At 70.1% G+C, this 14,958-nt stretch carries 18 protein-coding genes; 7 read left to right on the top strand and 11 right to left on the bottom strand.

The annotated features are described in order from the left end of the window. Window positions 1-116: 116 nt before the first annotated feature. Complete coding sequence (locus ABNF93_RS26950) at window positions 117-1,136, bottom strand: zinc-dependent alcohol dehydrogenase (RefSeq protein WP_349330993.1); 1,020 nt, start codon at window positions 1,134-1,136, stop codon at window positions 117-119. Window positions 1,137-1,353: 217 nt separating this feature from the next. Then, complete coding sequence (locus ABNF93_RS26945) at window positions 1,354-1,575, bottom strand: DUF6458 family protein (RefSeq protein WP_349330992.1); 222 nt, start codon at window positions 1,573-1,575, stop codon at window positions 1,354-1,356. A gap of 360 nt (window positions 1,576-1,935) precedes the next feature. On the opposite strand from ABNF93_RS26945, the gene ABNF93_RS26940 reads away from it, so the two are divergent. Next, window positions 1,936-2,481 carry a sigma-70 family RNA polymerase sigma factor gene (locus ABNF93_RS26940; RefSeq protein WP_349330991.1) on the top strand — a complete coding sequence of 182 codons (546 nt, stop codon included), beginning with the start codon at window positions 1,936-1,938 and terminating at the stop codon, window positions 2,479-2,481. Beyond that, window positions 2,478-3,380, top strand: coding sequence for an anti-sigma factor family protein (locus ABNF93_RS26935; RefSeq protein ID WP_349330990.1), 903 nt, complete (start codon window positions 2,478-2,480; stop codon window positions 3,378-3,380). The genes ABNF93_RS26940 and ABNF93_RS26935 overlap by 4 nt, the downstream gene beginning before the upstream one ends. A gap of 46 nt (window positions 3,381-3,426) precedes the next feature. On the opposite strand, the gene ABNF93_RS26930 is transcribed toward ABNF93_RS26935, so the two are convergent. The 6 genes from ABNF93_RS26930 to ABNF93_RS26905 form a co-directional block, all read right to left on the bottom strand. Beyond that, complete coding sequence (locus ABNF93_RS26930; protein ID WP_349330989.1) at window positions 3,427-4,566, bottom strand: ROK family protein; 1,140 nt, start codon at window positions 4,564-4,566, stop codon at window positions 3,427-3,429. Beyond that, window positions 4,563-5,462, bottom strand: a complete 900-nt coding sequence (locus ABNF93_RS26925; RefSeq protein WP_349330988.1) for a cupin domain-containing protein — start codon at window positions 5,460-5,462, stop codon at window positions 4,563-4,565. Before ABNF93_RS26925 ends, ABNF93_RS26930 begins: the two co-directional genes overlap by 4 nt. A gap of 46 nt (window positions 5,463-5,508) precedes the next feature. Then, complete coding sequence (locus ABNF93_RS26920; RefSeq protein WP_349330987.1) at window positions 5,509-6,396, bottom strand: GntR family transcriptional regulator; 888 nt, start codon at window positions 6,394-6,396, stop codon at window positions 5,509-5,511. Continuing rightward, window positions 6,393-7,517, bottom strand: coding sequence for a Gfo/Idh/MocA family protein (locus tag ABNF93_RS26915; protein ID WP_349330986.1), 1,125 nt, complete (start codon window positions 7,515-7,517; stop codon window positions 6,393-6,395). The genes ABNF93_RS26920 and ABNF93_RS26915 overlap by 4 nt, the downstream gene beginning before the upstream one ends. A 122-nt stretch (window positions 7,518-7,639) precedes the next feature. Beyond that, window positions 7,640-8,056, bottom strand: a complete 417-nt coding sequence (locus ABNF93_RS26910; protein WP_349330985.1) for a VOC family protein — start codon at window positions 8,054-8,056, stop codon at window positions 7,640-7,642. A gap of 120 nt (window positions 8,057-8,176) precedes the next feature. Continuing rightward, a complete protein-coding gene (locus ABNF93_RS26905; RefSeq protein ID WP_349330984.1) occupies window positions 8,177-8,353 on the bottom strand; it encodes a hypothetical protein in 177 nt (58 codons plus the stop codon). Between the two features lie 17 nt (window positions 8,354-8,370). On the opposite strand from ABNF93_RS26905, the gene ABNF93_RS26900 reads away from it, so the two are divergent. The 3 genes from ABNF93_RS26900 to ABNF93_RS26890 all read left to right on the top strand — a co-directional run bounded on the left by ABNF93_RS26900 (window position 8,371) and on the right by ABNF93_RS26890 (window position 10,021). Continuing rightward, window positions 8,371-9,090, top strand: coding sequence for a hypothetical protein (locus ABNF93_RS26900; protein WP_349330983.1), 720 nt, complete (start codon window positions 8,371-8,373; stop codon window positions 9,088-9,090). Between the two features lie 62 nt (window positions 9,091-9,152). Continuing rightward, a complete protein-coding gene (locus ABNF93_RS26895; protein ID WP_349330982.1) occupies window positions 9,153-9,623 on the top strand; it encodes an NUDIX hydrolase in 471 nt (156 codons plus the stop codon). Between the two features lie 101 nt (window positions 9,624-9,724). Further along, window positions 9,725-10,021: an antibiotic biosynthesis monooxygenase family protein gene (locus tag ABNF93_RS26890; RefSeq protein WP_349330981.1), complete on the top strand. Its 297-nt coding sequence runs from the start codon at window positions 9,725-9,727 to the stop codon at window positions 10,019-10,021. A gap of 7 nt (window positions 10,022-10,028) precedes the next feature. Here ABNF93_RS26890 and ABNF93_RS26885 read toward each other — a convergent pair whose 3' ends face one another. After that, entirely contained in the window at window positions 10,029-10,388 is a 360-nt protein-coding gene (locus tag ABNF93_RS26885; RefSeq protein WP_349330980.1) for a ClpX C4-type zinc finger protein, read from the bottom strand. A 252-nt stretch (window positions 10,389-10,640) separates the two neighbouring features. Here ABNF93_RS26885 and ABNF93_RS26880 point away from each other — a divergent pair, with 252 nt between their 5' ends. Together ABNF93_RS26880 and ABNF93_RS26875 are read left to right on the top strand one after the other, a co-directional pair. Then, window positions 10,641-12,146 (top strand): threonine/serine exporter family protein, encoded by a 1,506-nt coding sequence (locus ABNF93_RS26880; RefSeq protein WP_349330979.1) that lies wholly within the window; start codon window positions 10,641-10,643, stop codon window positions 12,144-12,146. Window positions 12,147-12,198: 52 nt separating this feature from the next. Further along, window positions 12,199-13,194, top strand: a complete 996-nt coding sequence (locus ABNF93_RS26875; RefSeq protein WP_349330978.1) for a phosphotransferase enzyme family protein — start codon at window positions 12,199-12,201, stop codon at window positions 13,192-13,194. Here ABNF93_RS26875 and ABNF93_RS26870 read toward each other — a convergent pair. Together ABNF93_RS26870 and dinB are read right to left on the bottom strand one after the other, a co-directional pair. Further along, the gene (locus ABNF93_RS26870) at window positions 13,178-13,627 is read right to left on the bottom strand and encodes a GNAT family N-acetyltransferase (protein ID WP_349330977.1); all 450 of its coding nucleotides are present in this window, start codon (window positions 13,625-13,627) and stop codon (window positions 13,178-13,180) included. The genes ABNF93_RS26875 and ABNF93_RS26870 overlap by 17 nt on opposite strands. Before the next feature lie 108 nt (window positions 13,628-13,735). Then, window positions 13,736-14,929 carry a DNA polymerase IV gene (gene dinB / locus ABNF93_RS26865; protein ID WP_349330976.1) on the bottom strand — a complete coding sequence of 398 codons (1,194 nt, stop codon included), beginning with the start codon at window positions 14,927-14,929 and terminating at the stop codon, window positions 13,736-13,738. Window positions 14,930-14,958: the final 29 nt, after the last annotated feature.

Raw genomic sequence — 14,958 nt, 5'->3', positions numbered from 1 at the left:
ATCACGCTAGCGAGCGCACCGGTCCGCGTCGACCAACTCCGTGCCGGGTCGGTGATTCAGCTGACCACGTCACCCTGGCGAGCGACCGGGTACCGATGATGCATCGAGGCGATCCGTCAGTCCGCCTGGCAGTCGACGAGCACCTTGACGACGCCGCCGGACTCCAGTGCGTCGAACGCCTGGCTCACCTTGGCCAACGGCACGATCTCGGAGATCAGGGACTCCACCGGCACGTCGCCGCGATGGACCAGCTCGACCGCGGTGTCGAAGTCGGCCCGGTCGTAGACGCGCGTACCCACGATCGACAGCTCGCGCAGGAAGACCTGGTTGAGGTCGACGGGCACGGGGTCGGGGTGGATTCCCACGACGACCATCCGGCCGCGGACCCCGAGGACGTCTGTCGCCGTACGCACGCCAGCGGCCGCACCCGACACCTCGAACGCGACCGGCGCGCCGGCGCCAGCCGTCCAGTCGGCGACGTACGCCGGAACATCTTCAGTTGTCGGGTCGAGCGTGGTCAGCCCGATCTCCTCCGCCACACCGCGGCGGTACGGGTCGGGCTCGACGACGAGGACCCCGGCGCCCTCTGCCTTGGCGACCCGTGCGATCAGGAGGCCCACCGGACCGCCGCCGATGACGACGGCCCACTCGCCTCCGCGGAGGTTCGCCCGGCGTACGTCGTGAACCGCGACCGCGGTCGGCTCGACCAGGGCGGCCTTGTCGAGCGGCAGATCGTCGGGAAGCCGGATGACGACATCGGCGGGTACGGTCCAGAGACTCTGCATGGCACCCGGCAGGTCGACGCCGATGACCCGCAGCCGCTGGCAGACGTGGGAATGACCGGCCTTGCAGGCGGCGCAGATGCCGCACCACCGCAGCGGCATGACCGTGACGGGCGCACCGACCAGATCGGCCGCCACCCCGGCACCCACCGCCACCACCCTGCCCGACGCCTCGTGCCCGAGGATCGCGCGGTCGGGGACCCGGGCGTCCATCGCACCGTGGCGGATGTGCAGGTCGGTCCCACAGATCCCGGCGTACGCGACCTCGATCTGGACCTCACCGGGGCCCGGCGGCACTGGTTCGTGTTCCTCGACCCGGAGTGTGCGCTCCCGGGTGTACATGGCTGCGCGCATGTTTCTCCTCGCTCCGTACCCCATCGTCGCCGGCCGGTTACGGTCACGCATGCGGAATGAGCGGGAAGACGGAGCAGATGTACGCCTGCCACTGTCCGTCCCGACCCGACCGGTGGTCGCTGACCGCTCGCTGACCGCGGACCGACTACACGGCCGACGGCCGAGCGGCAGCGGCCGCGCACCCGGCGGTGTCGTATCGCTCGGTGAGGACGGGAGATCAGCGACCGTAGAGCCGCCGGGTGTCGTACTCCTCGGTGCGCCCGGAAGCCTGCCGACGGCGCGGCGCCCAGATCACCATGGTCACCACGAGGCCGAGCGCCCCGACGACCATGAGGATCCAGCCGACGACGGAGATGTCGAGACCAGAGACGTCGTACTCGATCGCGAACGCGAGGATGGCGCCGACAGCGATGAGGAAGATGCTGGCACCAATACCCATGGAAACCACCTTGAACGCTGGGCTGACTTGGTCGTGTGGACGGACGGTGTAGCCCCCCGTTTGCGGTGATGCCGACGCACGGCGCGTACCGCGCCGTTGCGCGTCGCCGCCTGCACACAGTAGGACACGAGGTCAGCGGGGCGCGACCTGAACGGCCAATCCGTCCCGGGCGGTACGCCGCGTCGTCAGGTACCGTCAGGACAATCCGAGGCGTACGGCGTCACCAGCCGGGCACGGGGTGGAGTCAGCCTCGGACTGGCCGGGGGCCCGTCCGCTGCTACGTTGTGGGCCCCGTCGAAACCAGATGGGTGCGAGCAAGAGATCCAGCATGCCGAAGGCCGAGCGATGAACCCCTTCAGGGTGAGCGGCAGAAGAGGTCGTCGCGCCCAGACCACCGAGGATCCGGGCCAGGACCTCATGGACATCCTCTACCGGGACTACTACACACCGTTACTTGCGTTCGCCATGCGCCTCACGGGCGGGCAGCGGCAATGGGCCGAGGACGTCGTGCAGGAGACGTTGCTGCGGGCCTGGCGCAACGCTGCGGAGCTCGACCCTGACGGACGGTCGCTGATGCCCTGGCTCGGCACCGTCGCGCGACGTATCGTGATTGACGACCGACGTCGACGAGACGCCCGGCCCGCCGAGGTGGCCCACGAGCTCCCGGAAGTGCCCGTCGAGGACCAGACCGAGCGGCTCCTGCGGACCGTCACCGTCACCGAAGCGCTGCAGGCGCTCACCCCAGCTCATCGCGAGGTGCTCGTGGAGACGTTCCTGAAGGACCGTACGGTCAATCAGGCCGCCGACAACCTCGGTGTCCCGGTCGGCACGGTGAAGTCCCGGGTCTACTACGCGTTGCGCGCTCTCCGCCTGGCGCTGGAAGAACGGGGGGTGACACTGCCATGACGACGATCGATCACACGGACCACGGTCCGCACACCGACGTCGCGGCATACGCGCTCGGGCTGCTCGAGGACGCTGACCGGCAGGCCTTCGACAGCCACCTCGCGGAGTGCGCCAGGTGCCAGGCCGAGCTGGCGGAGTTCGCGGGACTCGCCGGAGCGCTCCGCGACGTGGACCCCGCAGTACTCGACTCGAGTGCGGTTGCCGGCCCAGTGGACGGTGCAGTGGGCGGCCCAGTGGACGGTGCAGTGGACGGGCCGGTGGACGGCGCGGAACCGGACGGCGCCGTCCTGGAGTTGCGGAGACGCGGGCGGCTGGCCGCCCCCGGGGTCGTCGGGGCGAGTGCAGACAGAGCGGGCCGTACGCGTCGGGCCGGCGGACCGCATGGAGCGCGGGGTTCCGGTGGCGCGGACGGCACGAACGAGCGCCGGTGGATCCGGCCCGACCGGCTACTCGCGGCGGCCGCGGCCGTCGTCCTGCTCATGGCCGGTGCTGTCGGTGGCACGTTCATCGCGGATCGCGGGCGCGACACCACCGCCACGCCCGACAGTGTGCACCGCCCGGCGGGCGAACTTTTGCTCACCGGCGAACGATTCGCGACAACCGACCGTGCGACCGGTACGACCGGCGTGATCGGGGTGGAGAGCCGCAAGTGGGGCACCCACCTGGCAATGGAACTCCGCGGAGTCCACGGCCCGCTCAGCTGCCAGCTCATCGCGGTCTCCAGGGACGGCCAACGACAGGTGGCGATGAGCTGGAAGGTGCCGCCTGAGGGATACGGAGTCCCCGGGGCGCCCGACCCGCTCGTCCTGCACGGCTCGACCAGCATCCCGCGCGAGGACGTCGCCGGCGTGGAGGTACGCACCGCCGAGGGCAAGACCATCCTCAGGGTCTCCCTCTAATCCGAAAATCGACGGTCAGCGTCAGCGTCAGCGTCCATGGTCAGCGTCAGCGGCCATGCTCAGCGTCGGCGGCCAGCGCGGCACCGACGACGCCGGCGTGGACGCCGAGGCCGGCCGGCACGATCGGCAGCGCCCGGGTCTCAGGCGCCCAGATCATCCGCCGCGCCCGGTCCACCGCACCCGCAAGGTAGGCACCACCCGCAAGGCCGAGCCCGCCACCGACGACGACCGCCTCCGGATCGAGCGCGTTCACCAGCAGGGCGATCGCGTCACCGAGCGCGTCGCCGGCGTCACGGACGACCGTCACCGCCACCGGGTCACCGGCAGCGGCGGCGTTGAGCACCATCCGGGCATCGCGCTCGACCCGACCACCGGCGACCTGGCTACCAACAACCTGGCCACCGGCCACCTCACCACCGGCCACCTCACCACCGGCCACCTGGCCACCGGCGACACGGAAGCGTTCGACGAGCGCGGGACCAGCGGCCACCGTCTCCAGCAACGGCGGCTGATCGGAGGCGCCCGGTCGCCCCACGACGTCAGGGCCAGTGGGCTTGGCGCCAGGCGCCAGCAGGAGCAGGGCGTTGCCGCGGGCTCCGGCGTACGGCACGCCATGTTGGACGAGGCTGAACGAGATACCGGTACCGATCGTGACGTAGACGAAGACGTCGTGTTCGCGCCCGGCGCCGAAGCGGGCCTCGGCGAGAGCAGCCGCGCGGACGTCCGACTCGATGCGTACCGGCAGGTCGGTGCGGGCGGCAGGTCTGCCGTCCGCCGCGATCGCCGCCGAGAGCTCGTCACCGCGCCAGGCCAGCAGGTGGTCCGAGGTGATGTCGCCGGCCGGGCTGACGAGCTCGGGGACGCCGACACCGACGCCGCCGAGGGGACACCCTTCGTCCGCCACGGCGTCGGCGAGCTGGCGGATGAGGGCCACCGTCGTGAGCAGGACCGCGTCGCTGCCCCGGCGCAGGTCGGTCGGCACAGTGACCCGGTGGCGGACCGTCCCGGTGCGAGGGTCGACCACGCCGCCGGCGATCTTCGTACCTCCGACGTCGACTCCCACGAGCAGCTGAGGGGCTGCGGCGGTGTTGGCGGCAGTGTTGGCGGCGGTGTTGGCGGCAGTGTTGGCGGCGGTGTTGGCGGCAGCGTTGGCGGCGGTGTCGCTGGCGGACCTCGTACGACTCACCCGGACGACTCCGGCGTCGCGGCGGTCGCCTGGCCGGCGTCAGGGAGGTACGCCGGGGCCACCCCGAACACGAACTCCACCGGCTCGGCCGACCAGTTGTAGTACTGGTGCGGCGTACCGGCCGGGAGGAAGAACCCGTCCCCCGGCTCCAGCTCACACCAGGACGCGACATCCGGCCCGGCCTCCGGGAGGTGGACGTTGAGCCGTCCCCGCGTGACGTACAACGCCTCCTGGCCGGCATGGGACTCGACGTCACCACGCCGGCCGGGCAACAGCTCGACCACACCGGCCGTGAGGTGTTCGGTCGAGGCCAGCAGACCGACGAGCACCTGCTGCTGGTGTCCCTCCAACCGGAGCCGCCGGTCGGCGACGCCGATCCTGGTGATCGTGTCCGCGGACCGGATCTTGTCACGCTCCGCCGGCCAGGATCCGAGCACGTGGTCCTGGATGTACGTCGACTGCTCGAGGTACGGGCGGGTGCGTGCGTAGCTGCCCGACGTCCCCTGCGACGGCGGCGGGGAGAAGAACTCCAGCACGCGGAGCTCCTCGTCGCCATGGTTGATCACGTGGTGCCACGTGTCCCGCCGGAAGAACGCCGCCTCGCCCGGGGTGACGCGATGCACCTCGCCGGTCTCCGGGTTCGCGATCAGCATGACTCCGCTGAGGACGTACAACACCTCGTCGGCCGCGAAGACCGTACGAAACGAGTCGGAGTGCCGGAAGCGCCCGCGCGGCGGCAGGCCGAACACCAACTGGTGGATGTCGGTGCTGGAGACGTAGATCCAGTCCGACACCCGACCCGCGCCGTCGTCGCCCCAGAGGTGGCGGGTGACCGAGCGGTACGGGATGTGGGTGGGCTCGGTGAATGTCGGGCGCGGAGAGGGGGCGTAGGCCACGTCTCTTCCTCCGGATCTGTTCGGGATCTCACGGGTGTGGGCCGGCTCACCCATCCTCGGGACCGGCCTGCTCGGCGACATCGGCGGTGGAATCGGTGAGGACGACGCGCAACGGGTTGGCGTCGTCGCCCGTCCCGGAACCACCCGGTCCCCCGCGACCGGCACGCGGGCGGCGACTGGACGCGGCGAACTCGAACCGGTCCGCCCGGTACGTCGCCTCGAAGTACTCCACCGGCTCCCCGGCGTAGTCCTCACTCACTCCCCACAACGCCATGATGCAGGCACCCTTGGCCAGGTCGAGGTGGGCGCGTTCGGCGGCACTGGCGCCGCGGGCGGCGAAATGCTGGCGGGCACCCGCGAGACGCAGCCCGAAGTCCGATTCCAGGGTGGCGTAGAGCGAACGACCGGTCAGGTCGGCCTTCTCCAGTCCGCCGCACAATGCGTGGGGAAGGTAGCTGGCCTCCAGGACCAGCGGCTCACCGTGCGCCCTGCGGATCCGCCGCACCGTGACCACCGGCGAGCCGGCCTCGACGCCCAGAGCTGTAGCCACGTGGGGCGACGCCGGTACGACGGCCTGCTCCAGCACGTCCGACGTCGTCGTACTCCCCTGCGCGGCCAGCGTCTCGCTGAACCCCAGCAGGTGCAGTGCGTCGTAGGTGAGCTTCGGCTCGGCGACGAACGTCCCGACCCCGTGCCGGACCACGACCAGGCCGTCCGCGACCAGCAGCGCGATCGCCTGCCGCGCGGTCATCCGGCTGACACCCGCCTGCTGGCTGAGCGCGGACTCCGAGGCCAGCCGCGCGCCGGGACCGAGCGTGCCCGCGCGGATCTGGTCGCGGATGCCCGCCGCCACCTGGTGGTAGAGCGGCAGCGGGTTGTCCCGGTCCCGTCGTACCCGCTGACCGGTGGTCGACGCCGCCGCGCGTCCCGTCATCTGCTCGCGTGCGTACGGTCGTGCACCCGGTGGGCCGCCTCCCGCCCGGCCTCGCCGTCACCGAACGACAACGCCGGGAACGTGCTCGACACCTCGTGGTGCTTTCCGTCCTCACCGGACGCGATGGCGCCGAGCATGACCTCGAGCACGTGGTAGGCGTGCTCCGGTGCGACCAGCGGCTTGGTCCCGGCAGCCACCGACTCGACGAGGTGCTGCAGACCGGCGGTCCACGGCCATCCTGGGTTCGGGCTTGCGTACAGCTTCCACGCGCCCTCGGAGTTCTGCCACAGCTCGTGCCCCTGGGGTGCCCAGTCGTCGCCGAGCATCTGGACGGTGCCTTCGGTGCCGTAGATCTCGACGGCGGGCGAACGGTACTGCTGCATGGAGAAACCGGTCGTCACCGTGGCGAGGACGGACCCGCCGAAGTCGAGCAGGATCTGGTAGTTGTCCGGCGTCTGGACGTCGATCATCCGGCCGTCGACCATGCGCTGGTCGTGGACCTTGCCGGTGAACGCCGACACCCGGCGTACCGGTCCCAGCAGCCCGGTGAGCGCGGTGACGTTGTAGACGCCGAGGTCGAACAGCGGCCCGCCGCCGGCCTGGTAGAACCACGGCCCCCAGTCGGGGCCGGCCCAGCCGTAGCGGCCGCGGGCGAGCGTCGGCCGGCCGATGTCGCCCGCCATGACGTGCCGCCACATCGCCTGGAACGTCGGGCTCAGGATGACGAACGGCGCGCACACGAGGTGGCCCGGGCTCGTCTTGGCCAGCTCGACCAGTTCGGCCGCCTCGGGCAGCGTGATGGCCATCGGCTTCTCGACGAGGACATGCTTGCCGGCGAGCAGCGCGTCCTTCGCGAGTGGCCCGTGCTCGGGCATCGAGGTGAGCACCATCACGATGTCGACGTCCGGGTCGTCGAGGACCTCGCGGTGGTCGGTCGTGAAACTGACGACGCCGGGTTGGTCGGCGACGATCTCGCGGACCTCTGGGTTGGCGTCACAGGTGACGATCTCGTCGAGCTGGCCGCGGGTGCGCAGCTGCTGGATGAGCGACATGTACGGCCAGCGGAACACCCGACCGCAACCGATGACTCCGAGCTTGTACGGACGTTCCGCGGCGACCACGGCGACCTCCAGTCACGGGGGGTGTCCCCGGTGACCCCCTATAGACGTCTAGATGTCTGGAGACGCTAGGGAGCGGTAGCACGCCCGGTCAACGCATCCGGCCGGGACCGGCCGCGCGGCCGTCAGGCTCCTGCGGCGGTGGCTCCTCCGTCGAGCGGGGCGAACAGGTCGACGGAGTTGCCGTCGGGATCGGCCAAGGTGGCGTAGCGCTGGCCCCAGAACGCGTCCCAGGGCGGGTTGTGGCCCGTGTATCCGAGCTCCAGCAGTTCGGCGTACGTGCGGTCGACGTCGGCCGCGGAATCGACCCGAAAGGCCAGTCCGATCCGGTGCCCACCACTCGGCGGCTTCCATTCGCTGTCGAACGAACGGACCACCTCCTCGGTGTCCCACATCAGCCGCAGGCCGCCCGGAAGCGGGGCCTCGACGTGGGGTTCGGTGTCGGCCTCGGGCGGGATGTCGAGGCCCAGCCGGCGATAGAACGCGAGCGACCGTGCCATGTCGGCGACGACCATCCCGATGGCGTCAAGACGAGGTTGCATGAACGGACTTCCTTCGTACGAGAGGGATAGGCGGAGCCAGGAGGGCTCCCCGCATTGGCTCGGCACGCTAGTCCGAGCATCCCCCGGTCGCCTTGAACGAATCGGCCATCGGCTCTCGCGTCAGCCGTCGCTACCCGCGGACCCACCGGGCGTCGCCTCCGCCAGCCGGGCATGCAGCCGGGCGCGGATCTCCTCGGGCGTGTAGGCCTGGCGGCGCCGCTCGGCCCGGACGATCACCGCACCCGTCGCCGCGACACCCACCACGCCTGCCAGTCCCAGCCATTTCCACCAGCGCACCTGCCTAGGCTACGACCATGCCGGGTACGACGATCACCCTGGACGAGGCGCTGGACCTGACACGTACCGGCGACATCTGGCTATTCCGCGGCCACTCCATGGCCGATCGCGCCATCCGGGTGACCACGAACAGCCCGGTCAACCATGTCGGCATGTCGGTCGTCCTCGACGATCTGCCGCCGCTGATGTGGCACGCCGAGCTCGGGCGGTCGTTGCCGGACCTGTGGTCGGGTACGCACCAGCGGGGAGTCCAGCTGCATGATCTCCGGGCGGCGGTGCTCGTCTGGGCGCGGAAGTACGGCCAGCAGGCCTGGCTCCGCCAACTCGACCAGCCGGTGACACCGGAGATGGAGGACGCCGTGCTGCGGACCATCGCGCGGCTGGACGGAACCCCGTTCCCGTCGAGCGCGCGGATGGTGTCGCGTTGGTTGCGTGGTCGGGTACCAGCCCTCGGCGTGCGCGAAGGCCTGTCGACACTGCGGCAGACCCGTGGCCGGCGATGGTCCCTGCCGGGCAGGGGCGGTGGCTGCGGTGGGCGCGGTGTTTATCTGGAGACCGCGTACTGCGCGGAGGTCATCGCGGTGACGTACGAGGCGATGGGTCTGCTGCCCACCGGCCGGCGGTCGAGCTGGTACGACGCGGGTCGATTCTGGAGCGGCGACGAGCTCCCGCTCGCGGCTGGCGCCCGGCTCAGTGGTGAGATCGCCGTGGAGATCCCAGGGGCCAGTCGTCGGTGATCATGCGCGGATGCTGAGCGGGTCGGGGTGGCTGCGGGAGGGAAACCCTAGGCTCGTACGCCATGACGGATCGCTTCCGGGTCGTCCCGGCCGCCTATGTCCTGCTCCGCCGCCACGGGACCGCCGGCGACGAGGTGCTGCTCCAACTACGCCAGAACACCGGCTACATGGACGGCCACTGGGCGATGGGCGCCGCGGGACACGTGGAGGCCGAGGAGTCCGTGCTGGACTCTGCCTGTCGGGAGGCGCGTGAGGAGCTGGGCGTGCTCATCGAACCAGCCGACCTCACGCCGCTGACCAGCATGCACCGGACCGGGGGCAACCAGAAGCCGGTCGACGAGCGGGTGGACTTCTTCTTCGAATGCCGACGATGGAAGGGCGAACCTCAGCTCATCGAGCCCGCCAAGGCCGCGGATCTGCGCTGGTTTCCGCTCGACGCGCTGCCCGATCCGGTCGTACCGCATGAGCATGTGGTGCTCCGCCGTCTCGGTGAGGACCGGCTGGCACCCATCCTCACCTTCGGCTTTCGCTGAAAGCTTTGTTGACTTCTCGATCGGATGCCGACGACTCGTCCGACCCCCGACGCTCCCAGCCCCGACGCATGATGGGCAGACCCGCAGGAGACCATGGGGCGATGATCCTCGAACACGCGTTACTCCCGGTGCTGCCCGGTCAGGAGGCAGAATTCGAGGGCGCCTTCGCCCAGGCGAAGGAGATCATCGCGCGCATGCCCGGCTTCGGTGGGCTCACCCTGTCGCGTTGCCTCGAACGACCGAACACCTATCTCCTGCTGGTGCAATGGGAGCGGTTGGAGGATCACACCGAGGGTTTTCGCGGCTCGGCCGACTACCAGGAATGGCGACGCCTTCTGCACACGTTCTACGAGCCCTTCCCCGTCGTGGAGCACTTCTCGCCAGTCCTCACGGCGTAAGCCCGCCTTACTCCTCGCCGGAGAACCGTTCCCACGCCGACTGTCGGCTGATGCCGAGGGTTTCACCGATGCGCGCCCAGGTCACCCCGCGCTCACGCAGGATGCTCACGTGCTCGGCGACAGCCCGCTCGACATGATCCGGCGCGGTGTCGAGCCGAGCGATGCTGGCCAGCAGATCCTCGGTGCTCCTGCTCTGCAGGTCTCCGAAGAGCTGGCCGCTTTCTTCGGCGATGACCTGCTCGGCCAGGCGGATGCACCCGTCGCAGATGAAGACGGCCGGACCGGCGACGAGCCGGTCGACCTCCTCCTTGGACTTGTTGCAGAACGAACACCGCAGATCCGATGGCGATATCTGGGTCGAGGACACCGGCTTCCGCCTCCTTCGCACCATGGCGTCAGGATATCCCTGACGCATTGTCAGGTTAGGCCTGACAGGATGCAGGGGTCAAGTGTCGTGCAACGCGCCCGAACGCTCGACACGCTCTGACCGCGATCGTGACCGTGGCCCGGGGTCTTCGGTCGCCTGGGCGGTCTGACAAATCTTCGACGGGCAGCCCGGAACGGCGGGACAGTGGATCCTGGTCGCAGGAGATGCGCTGCTGCAGCAGGGGCGACCATCGTGAGCAACCTCGAACGCCGCCGTCTACGGAACCGTCTACACCGCGCCGTCGACGCCCTCCTCCACCGCGACGAACCGACCGTCTCGCAGTTGCCGAAGCGTTCGCCGTACCTCATTCGTACGACCGGGGACGCCGACGGGCCGGACGAGCCACCCGCGTTGCCGCCAGCCCTCGACTTTCTGCTCCGGCTGGGCGAACTCCTGCTCCGCAGCGGCGCGGGTTCGGTCGACGTCGAGGCATCGGTCCTCGCATCCGCGGCGGCGATCGGGCTGCGCGACGTGGAGGCTTCCGTCACGTACACGCAGGTTCTGGTGTCCATCGCCGTCGGTGACGCAGATGCACCTGTGACGGATCTGCGGATCGTGCGCGCCCGGGCGGTGGACCACAACCGGCTGGTCGAACTCCACCAGATGGTCCTCGCCCTCACCGAAGGCGAACTGGCCCCGACCGCTGCGTACCAACGACTCCGCGTCATCGAAGGGGCGCCGAAACGCTATCCGCGTTGGGGTGTCACGGTCGCGTGGGGCGCGCTCGCGAGCGCCGTCGCCGTCCAGTTGGGCGGTGGACTCCTGCTGGTGATGGTGACCTTCTGCACGACCGTTCTCATCGACCGGATCGGCCGACGGTTGGCTCACCGGCACGTGCCCGACTTCTACGTGACCTTCGCCGGTGCCGCGATCGTCACCTCGGTCGCCGCAGGTCTGACAGCTGTCGGCCTTCCGGTACAGCCTCCGCTGGTCGTTGCCGGGTGCGTCGTCGTCCTGATGCCCGGACTCGCGTTGTTGGCGGCTGTCCAGGACGCATTGACCGGCTTCATGGTGACCGCAGCCGCGCGGACGATGGAGGTCCTGCTGCTTTCCGCGGGAATCATCGGTGGTCTGGCGGTCGCGCTGATCGTCGCCAGGCAGGTGGGAATCGTCATGCCGGTCCAGCCGCCGCCGCCGTTCACCCTGTTGGGACTACCGCACCGGTTCCTTTCGGCCGGCGTCGTGGCCGGCGCCATGGCGGTGGGATTGTACGTACCGCTGCGGCTGGTTCCGGCCATCTTCCTGCTCGGAGGCTCCGGGTACGCGGCGTTCCTGGGCCTGGACCACCTGCTCTCCTCACCGTCGACCACCCGGGCGGTGGTGGCGGTCGGCATCGGTGTGTGCGGCTACGCCGTCGCTTCGCGCCGCCGGCTGCCGGCCCTCGCGGTGGTCTTGCCGGCCATAATTCCGATGCTGCCCGGCCTGACGATCTACACCGCGATGCTCCAACTCACACAGGGGAACAGCTTCCTCGGCATCTCCGATCTGCTCATCGCGGCGACCGACTCCCTGGCACTGGCGGCGGGTGTCATCTTCGGCGAGTTCCTGGGTCAGCCGTTACGGCGTCGCCTCCCGCGGTGGGAACGCCGCTATGCCGGACCGCGTCTCGTCGGCCCGCTGCGGATCCGCCGCAACCGTCAGGTCGTGCGACTGTCACACAGCCGTCCCGGTCGTACGCCGCCGGACGGACAGGGCTGACCCGACGGGCACGGGCAGCATTCTGTCGTGCACACGCGTTACGCTCCACGACGTGCGCGTGGTCAGCTCACTCCTGCACCCCGACGACCTGGCACGGCTGGTCGAGCGGGAGTACGACGTTGCCGGACCCGTGGTGGCGAGGCTGCTGCGCCGGGGATTCAACGACACCTACCTGCTGGCCGACAGCGCCGGCGAGCGCCGGATCCTTCGGATCTACTCGCGCGACAAGTACTGGGTGCGGTCGGCGGACGATCTGCTCTTCGAACTGGAACTCCTGAACCACCTGGCGAGTGCCGGATGCCCGGTGTCCCATCCGTACCCTCGTCGCCGCGGCGACCTGCTCGGCGAGCTCGAGGCACCTGAAGGTGAGCGGCACTTCGCGCTGTTCACGTTCGCGCCCGGCGTACCCCCCGGCGAGGACGGCTCGCTCGGCATCGAACGCGCACGCGCCCTCGGCACGGAGATCGCCCGGCTCCACGTGGCCATGGACGAGTTCGGGTCACCGCGGCATCGTTACCACCTCGACCTCGAGCGCCTCGTCGACATGGCCCTCACCGCCATCGCCGAGCACGTCGGCCCCCACCAGCAGGCCAGCTACGCCGAGCTGCGCACACTCACCGAACGCCTGAAGGCGTACATCACCCGGCTCGACCTTCCGGAGCATGCGTACGGCCTGATCCATGGCGACCTCTACGGCGGAAACATCCACCTCACCTCCGCCGGCGAGTTCGTGGTGTTCGACTTCGACCACTGCGGCTTCGGGTGGCGGGCGTACGACCTGACGAACTTCTACCCGCGTCAGGACTCCTCGGACGCGAAGCGGGAGGCATGGTCCGCGATCGCCGCCGGCTATGCGTCCGTGCGGGCGTGGAGCGAGGCCGAACAGCGGGCCATGCCGGCCTTCGCCGCCTGTCGCGAGCTCTGGGATGTCGGCGACTGGCTCGGGGCCGCCCACTGGGCCGGCCACGACGTGGCACCCGAACGGCTCAGCCAGCGCGCCCTGGACCGGGTACGCAGAGCCCTCGGTTCGTTCAGGTGGGAGGGCTGAACGTCCAGTCGACCCCGCGGGGCTGGCCGCCGAGCTTGCCACCAGCCGCTGTGTAGGCACGGATGGCGGCGGGATTGTCGTCGTCGGTAAGAACCCACATGCCGTAGCACCCATGCTCGGTCGCGAGATCGGCCAGCCGGCGGACCAACGCCCGACCGATCCCCCGGTTGCGGAAACCCTCGACGACGCCCAGCTCGTAGAGGAACATCTCGGTCCCCTTGTCCGGGTGCGTCATCTCCACACCAGTGACCATCCCGACCGGCTCGCCGTCGATGTAGGCCACCAACAGATGATGATCGGGCGTACGCAGGAACCGCTCGGTGGCGTCCGGCCGCGGCTGCTGATCGAAACACGCGGCGGCCGCCATCACCTCGGCGACGTCTTCCGGGCCCAGCCGAACGATCCGGATCTTCTCAGGTCCGGTCTGTGTCATGCGCGGATGCTAACCCGGAATCCGCAACCGAGCCGCTCCTGGATGAGGGACACCCTCCTCCCTCCGGCGTTCCTGTGGGGGACCCTTCCGCCAAGGGTGCGCGCCAGGTCAATCGGGGAGCATCGGCACCGACAGGCCCTGGTCGCGGCCGAGGAGCACCGCGCGGGTGACGGCGCCCGTGCCGAATCGATCCCGCACGTTGTCGAGCGCCGCGTCGAGAGCTGTGCCGCTCTGGCGATCGAACGGCAGCTCCAGCTGGATCGCGGCGTCGTCGTCGAGGTTCGCGATGGCGATCCCGACGAGAGTGAGGCCCTTGCTCTCGATCAGCGGTCCGGCTGCCGTGAGCAACCCACGCGCCGTCGCCAGGATCGTCTGCGTGTGCGCGGTCGGCCGGGGCAGCGTGTGTGACCGGGTGGCGCGCGTGTAGTCGTCGAAGCGCAGCCGGAGTACGACAGTCCGCCCGAGCCGGCCAGCCGCCCGCAGCCGGCGGGTGACCCGGTCGACCAGGCCGACGAGCGCCGCGTCGATGGCCGCGGACGTCTTCGGCGAGCGGCCGAGCGCCCGCTGTGAGCCGATCGAACGCCGCCGCCGACCGACCTGGACCGGCCGCGGGTCGCGGTTGTGGGCCAGTGCGTGGAGATGCCGGCCCGCCGCCTGGCCGAGCATCGCGACCAGCGTCCGCTCCGCGAGCTGGGCGACCTCACCGACATGCGTGATCCCCCGGTCGTGGAGCTTGCGGGCGGTCACGGGCCCGACCCCCCAGAGCCGCTGCACCGGCAGGGGATGCAGGAAGTCGAGCTCACCATCGGGGGGGACGACGAGCAGCCCGTCGGGCTTCGCCACCCCACTCGCGACCTTGGCGAGGAACTTGGTGCGCGCGACCCCGACCGTGATGGGCAGACCCACCTGGGCGAGAACGTCGTGGCGGAGTTGCCGCGCGATCTCGACGGGCGTCCCCGAGATCCGCCGCAACCCGCCGACGTCGAGGAATGCCTCGTCGATCGACAGCCCCTCCACCAGCGGCGTCGTGTGCCGGAAGACCTCGAAGACCGCCTTGCTGGCGTCGGAGTACGCCGACATCCGGGGCGAGACGACGATCGCCCGGGGGCACAGCCACCGCGCCTGCGCCCCACCCATCGCCGTGCGTACGCCATAGGCCTTGGCTTCGTAGCTGGCGGCGAGCACCACGCCCCCGCCCACGATGACCGGCCGGCCGCGCAGGCGTGGGTCGTCCCGCTGCTCGACCGAGGCGTAGAACGCGTCGAGGTCGGCATGCAGGATGGTCGCCTCACCACTCGCCACGAACACATGTTCGCATCCCCCGCCGACAG

The organism is Actinopolymorpha sp. B9G3 (assembly GCF_040120725.1).
Lineage (GTDB): Bacteria > Actinomycetota > Actinomycetes > Propionibacteriales > Actinopolymorphaceae > Thermasporomyces.
This window is presented reverse-complemented; position numbering and strand designations above follow the sequence as displayed.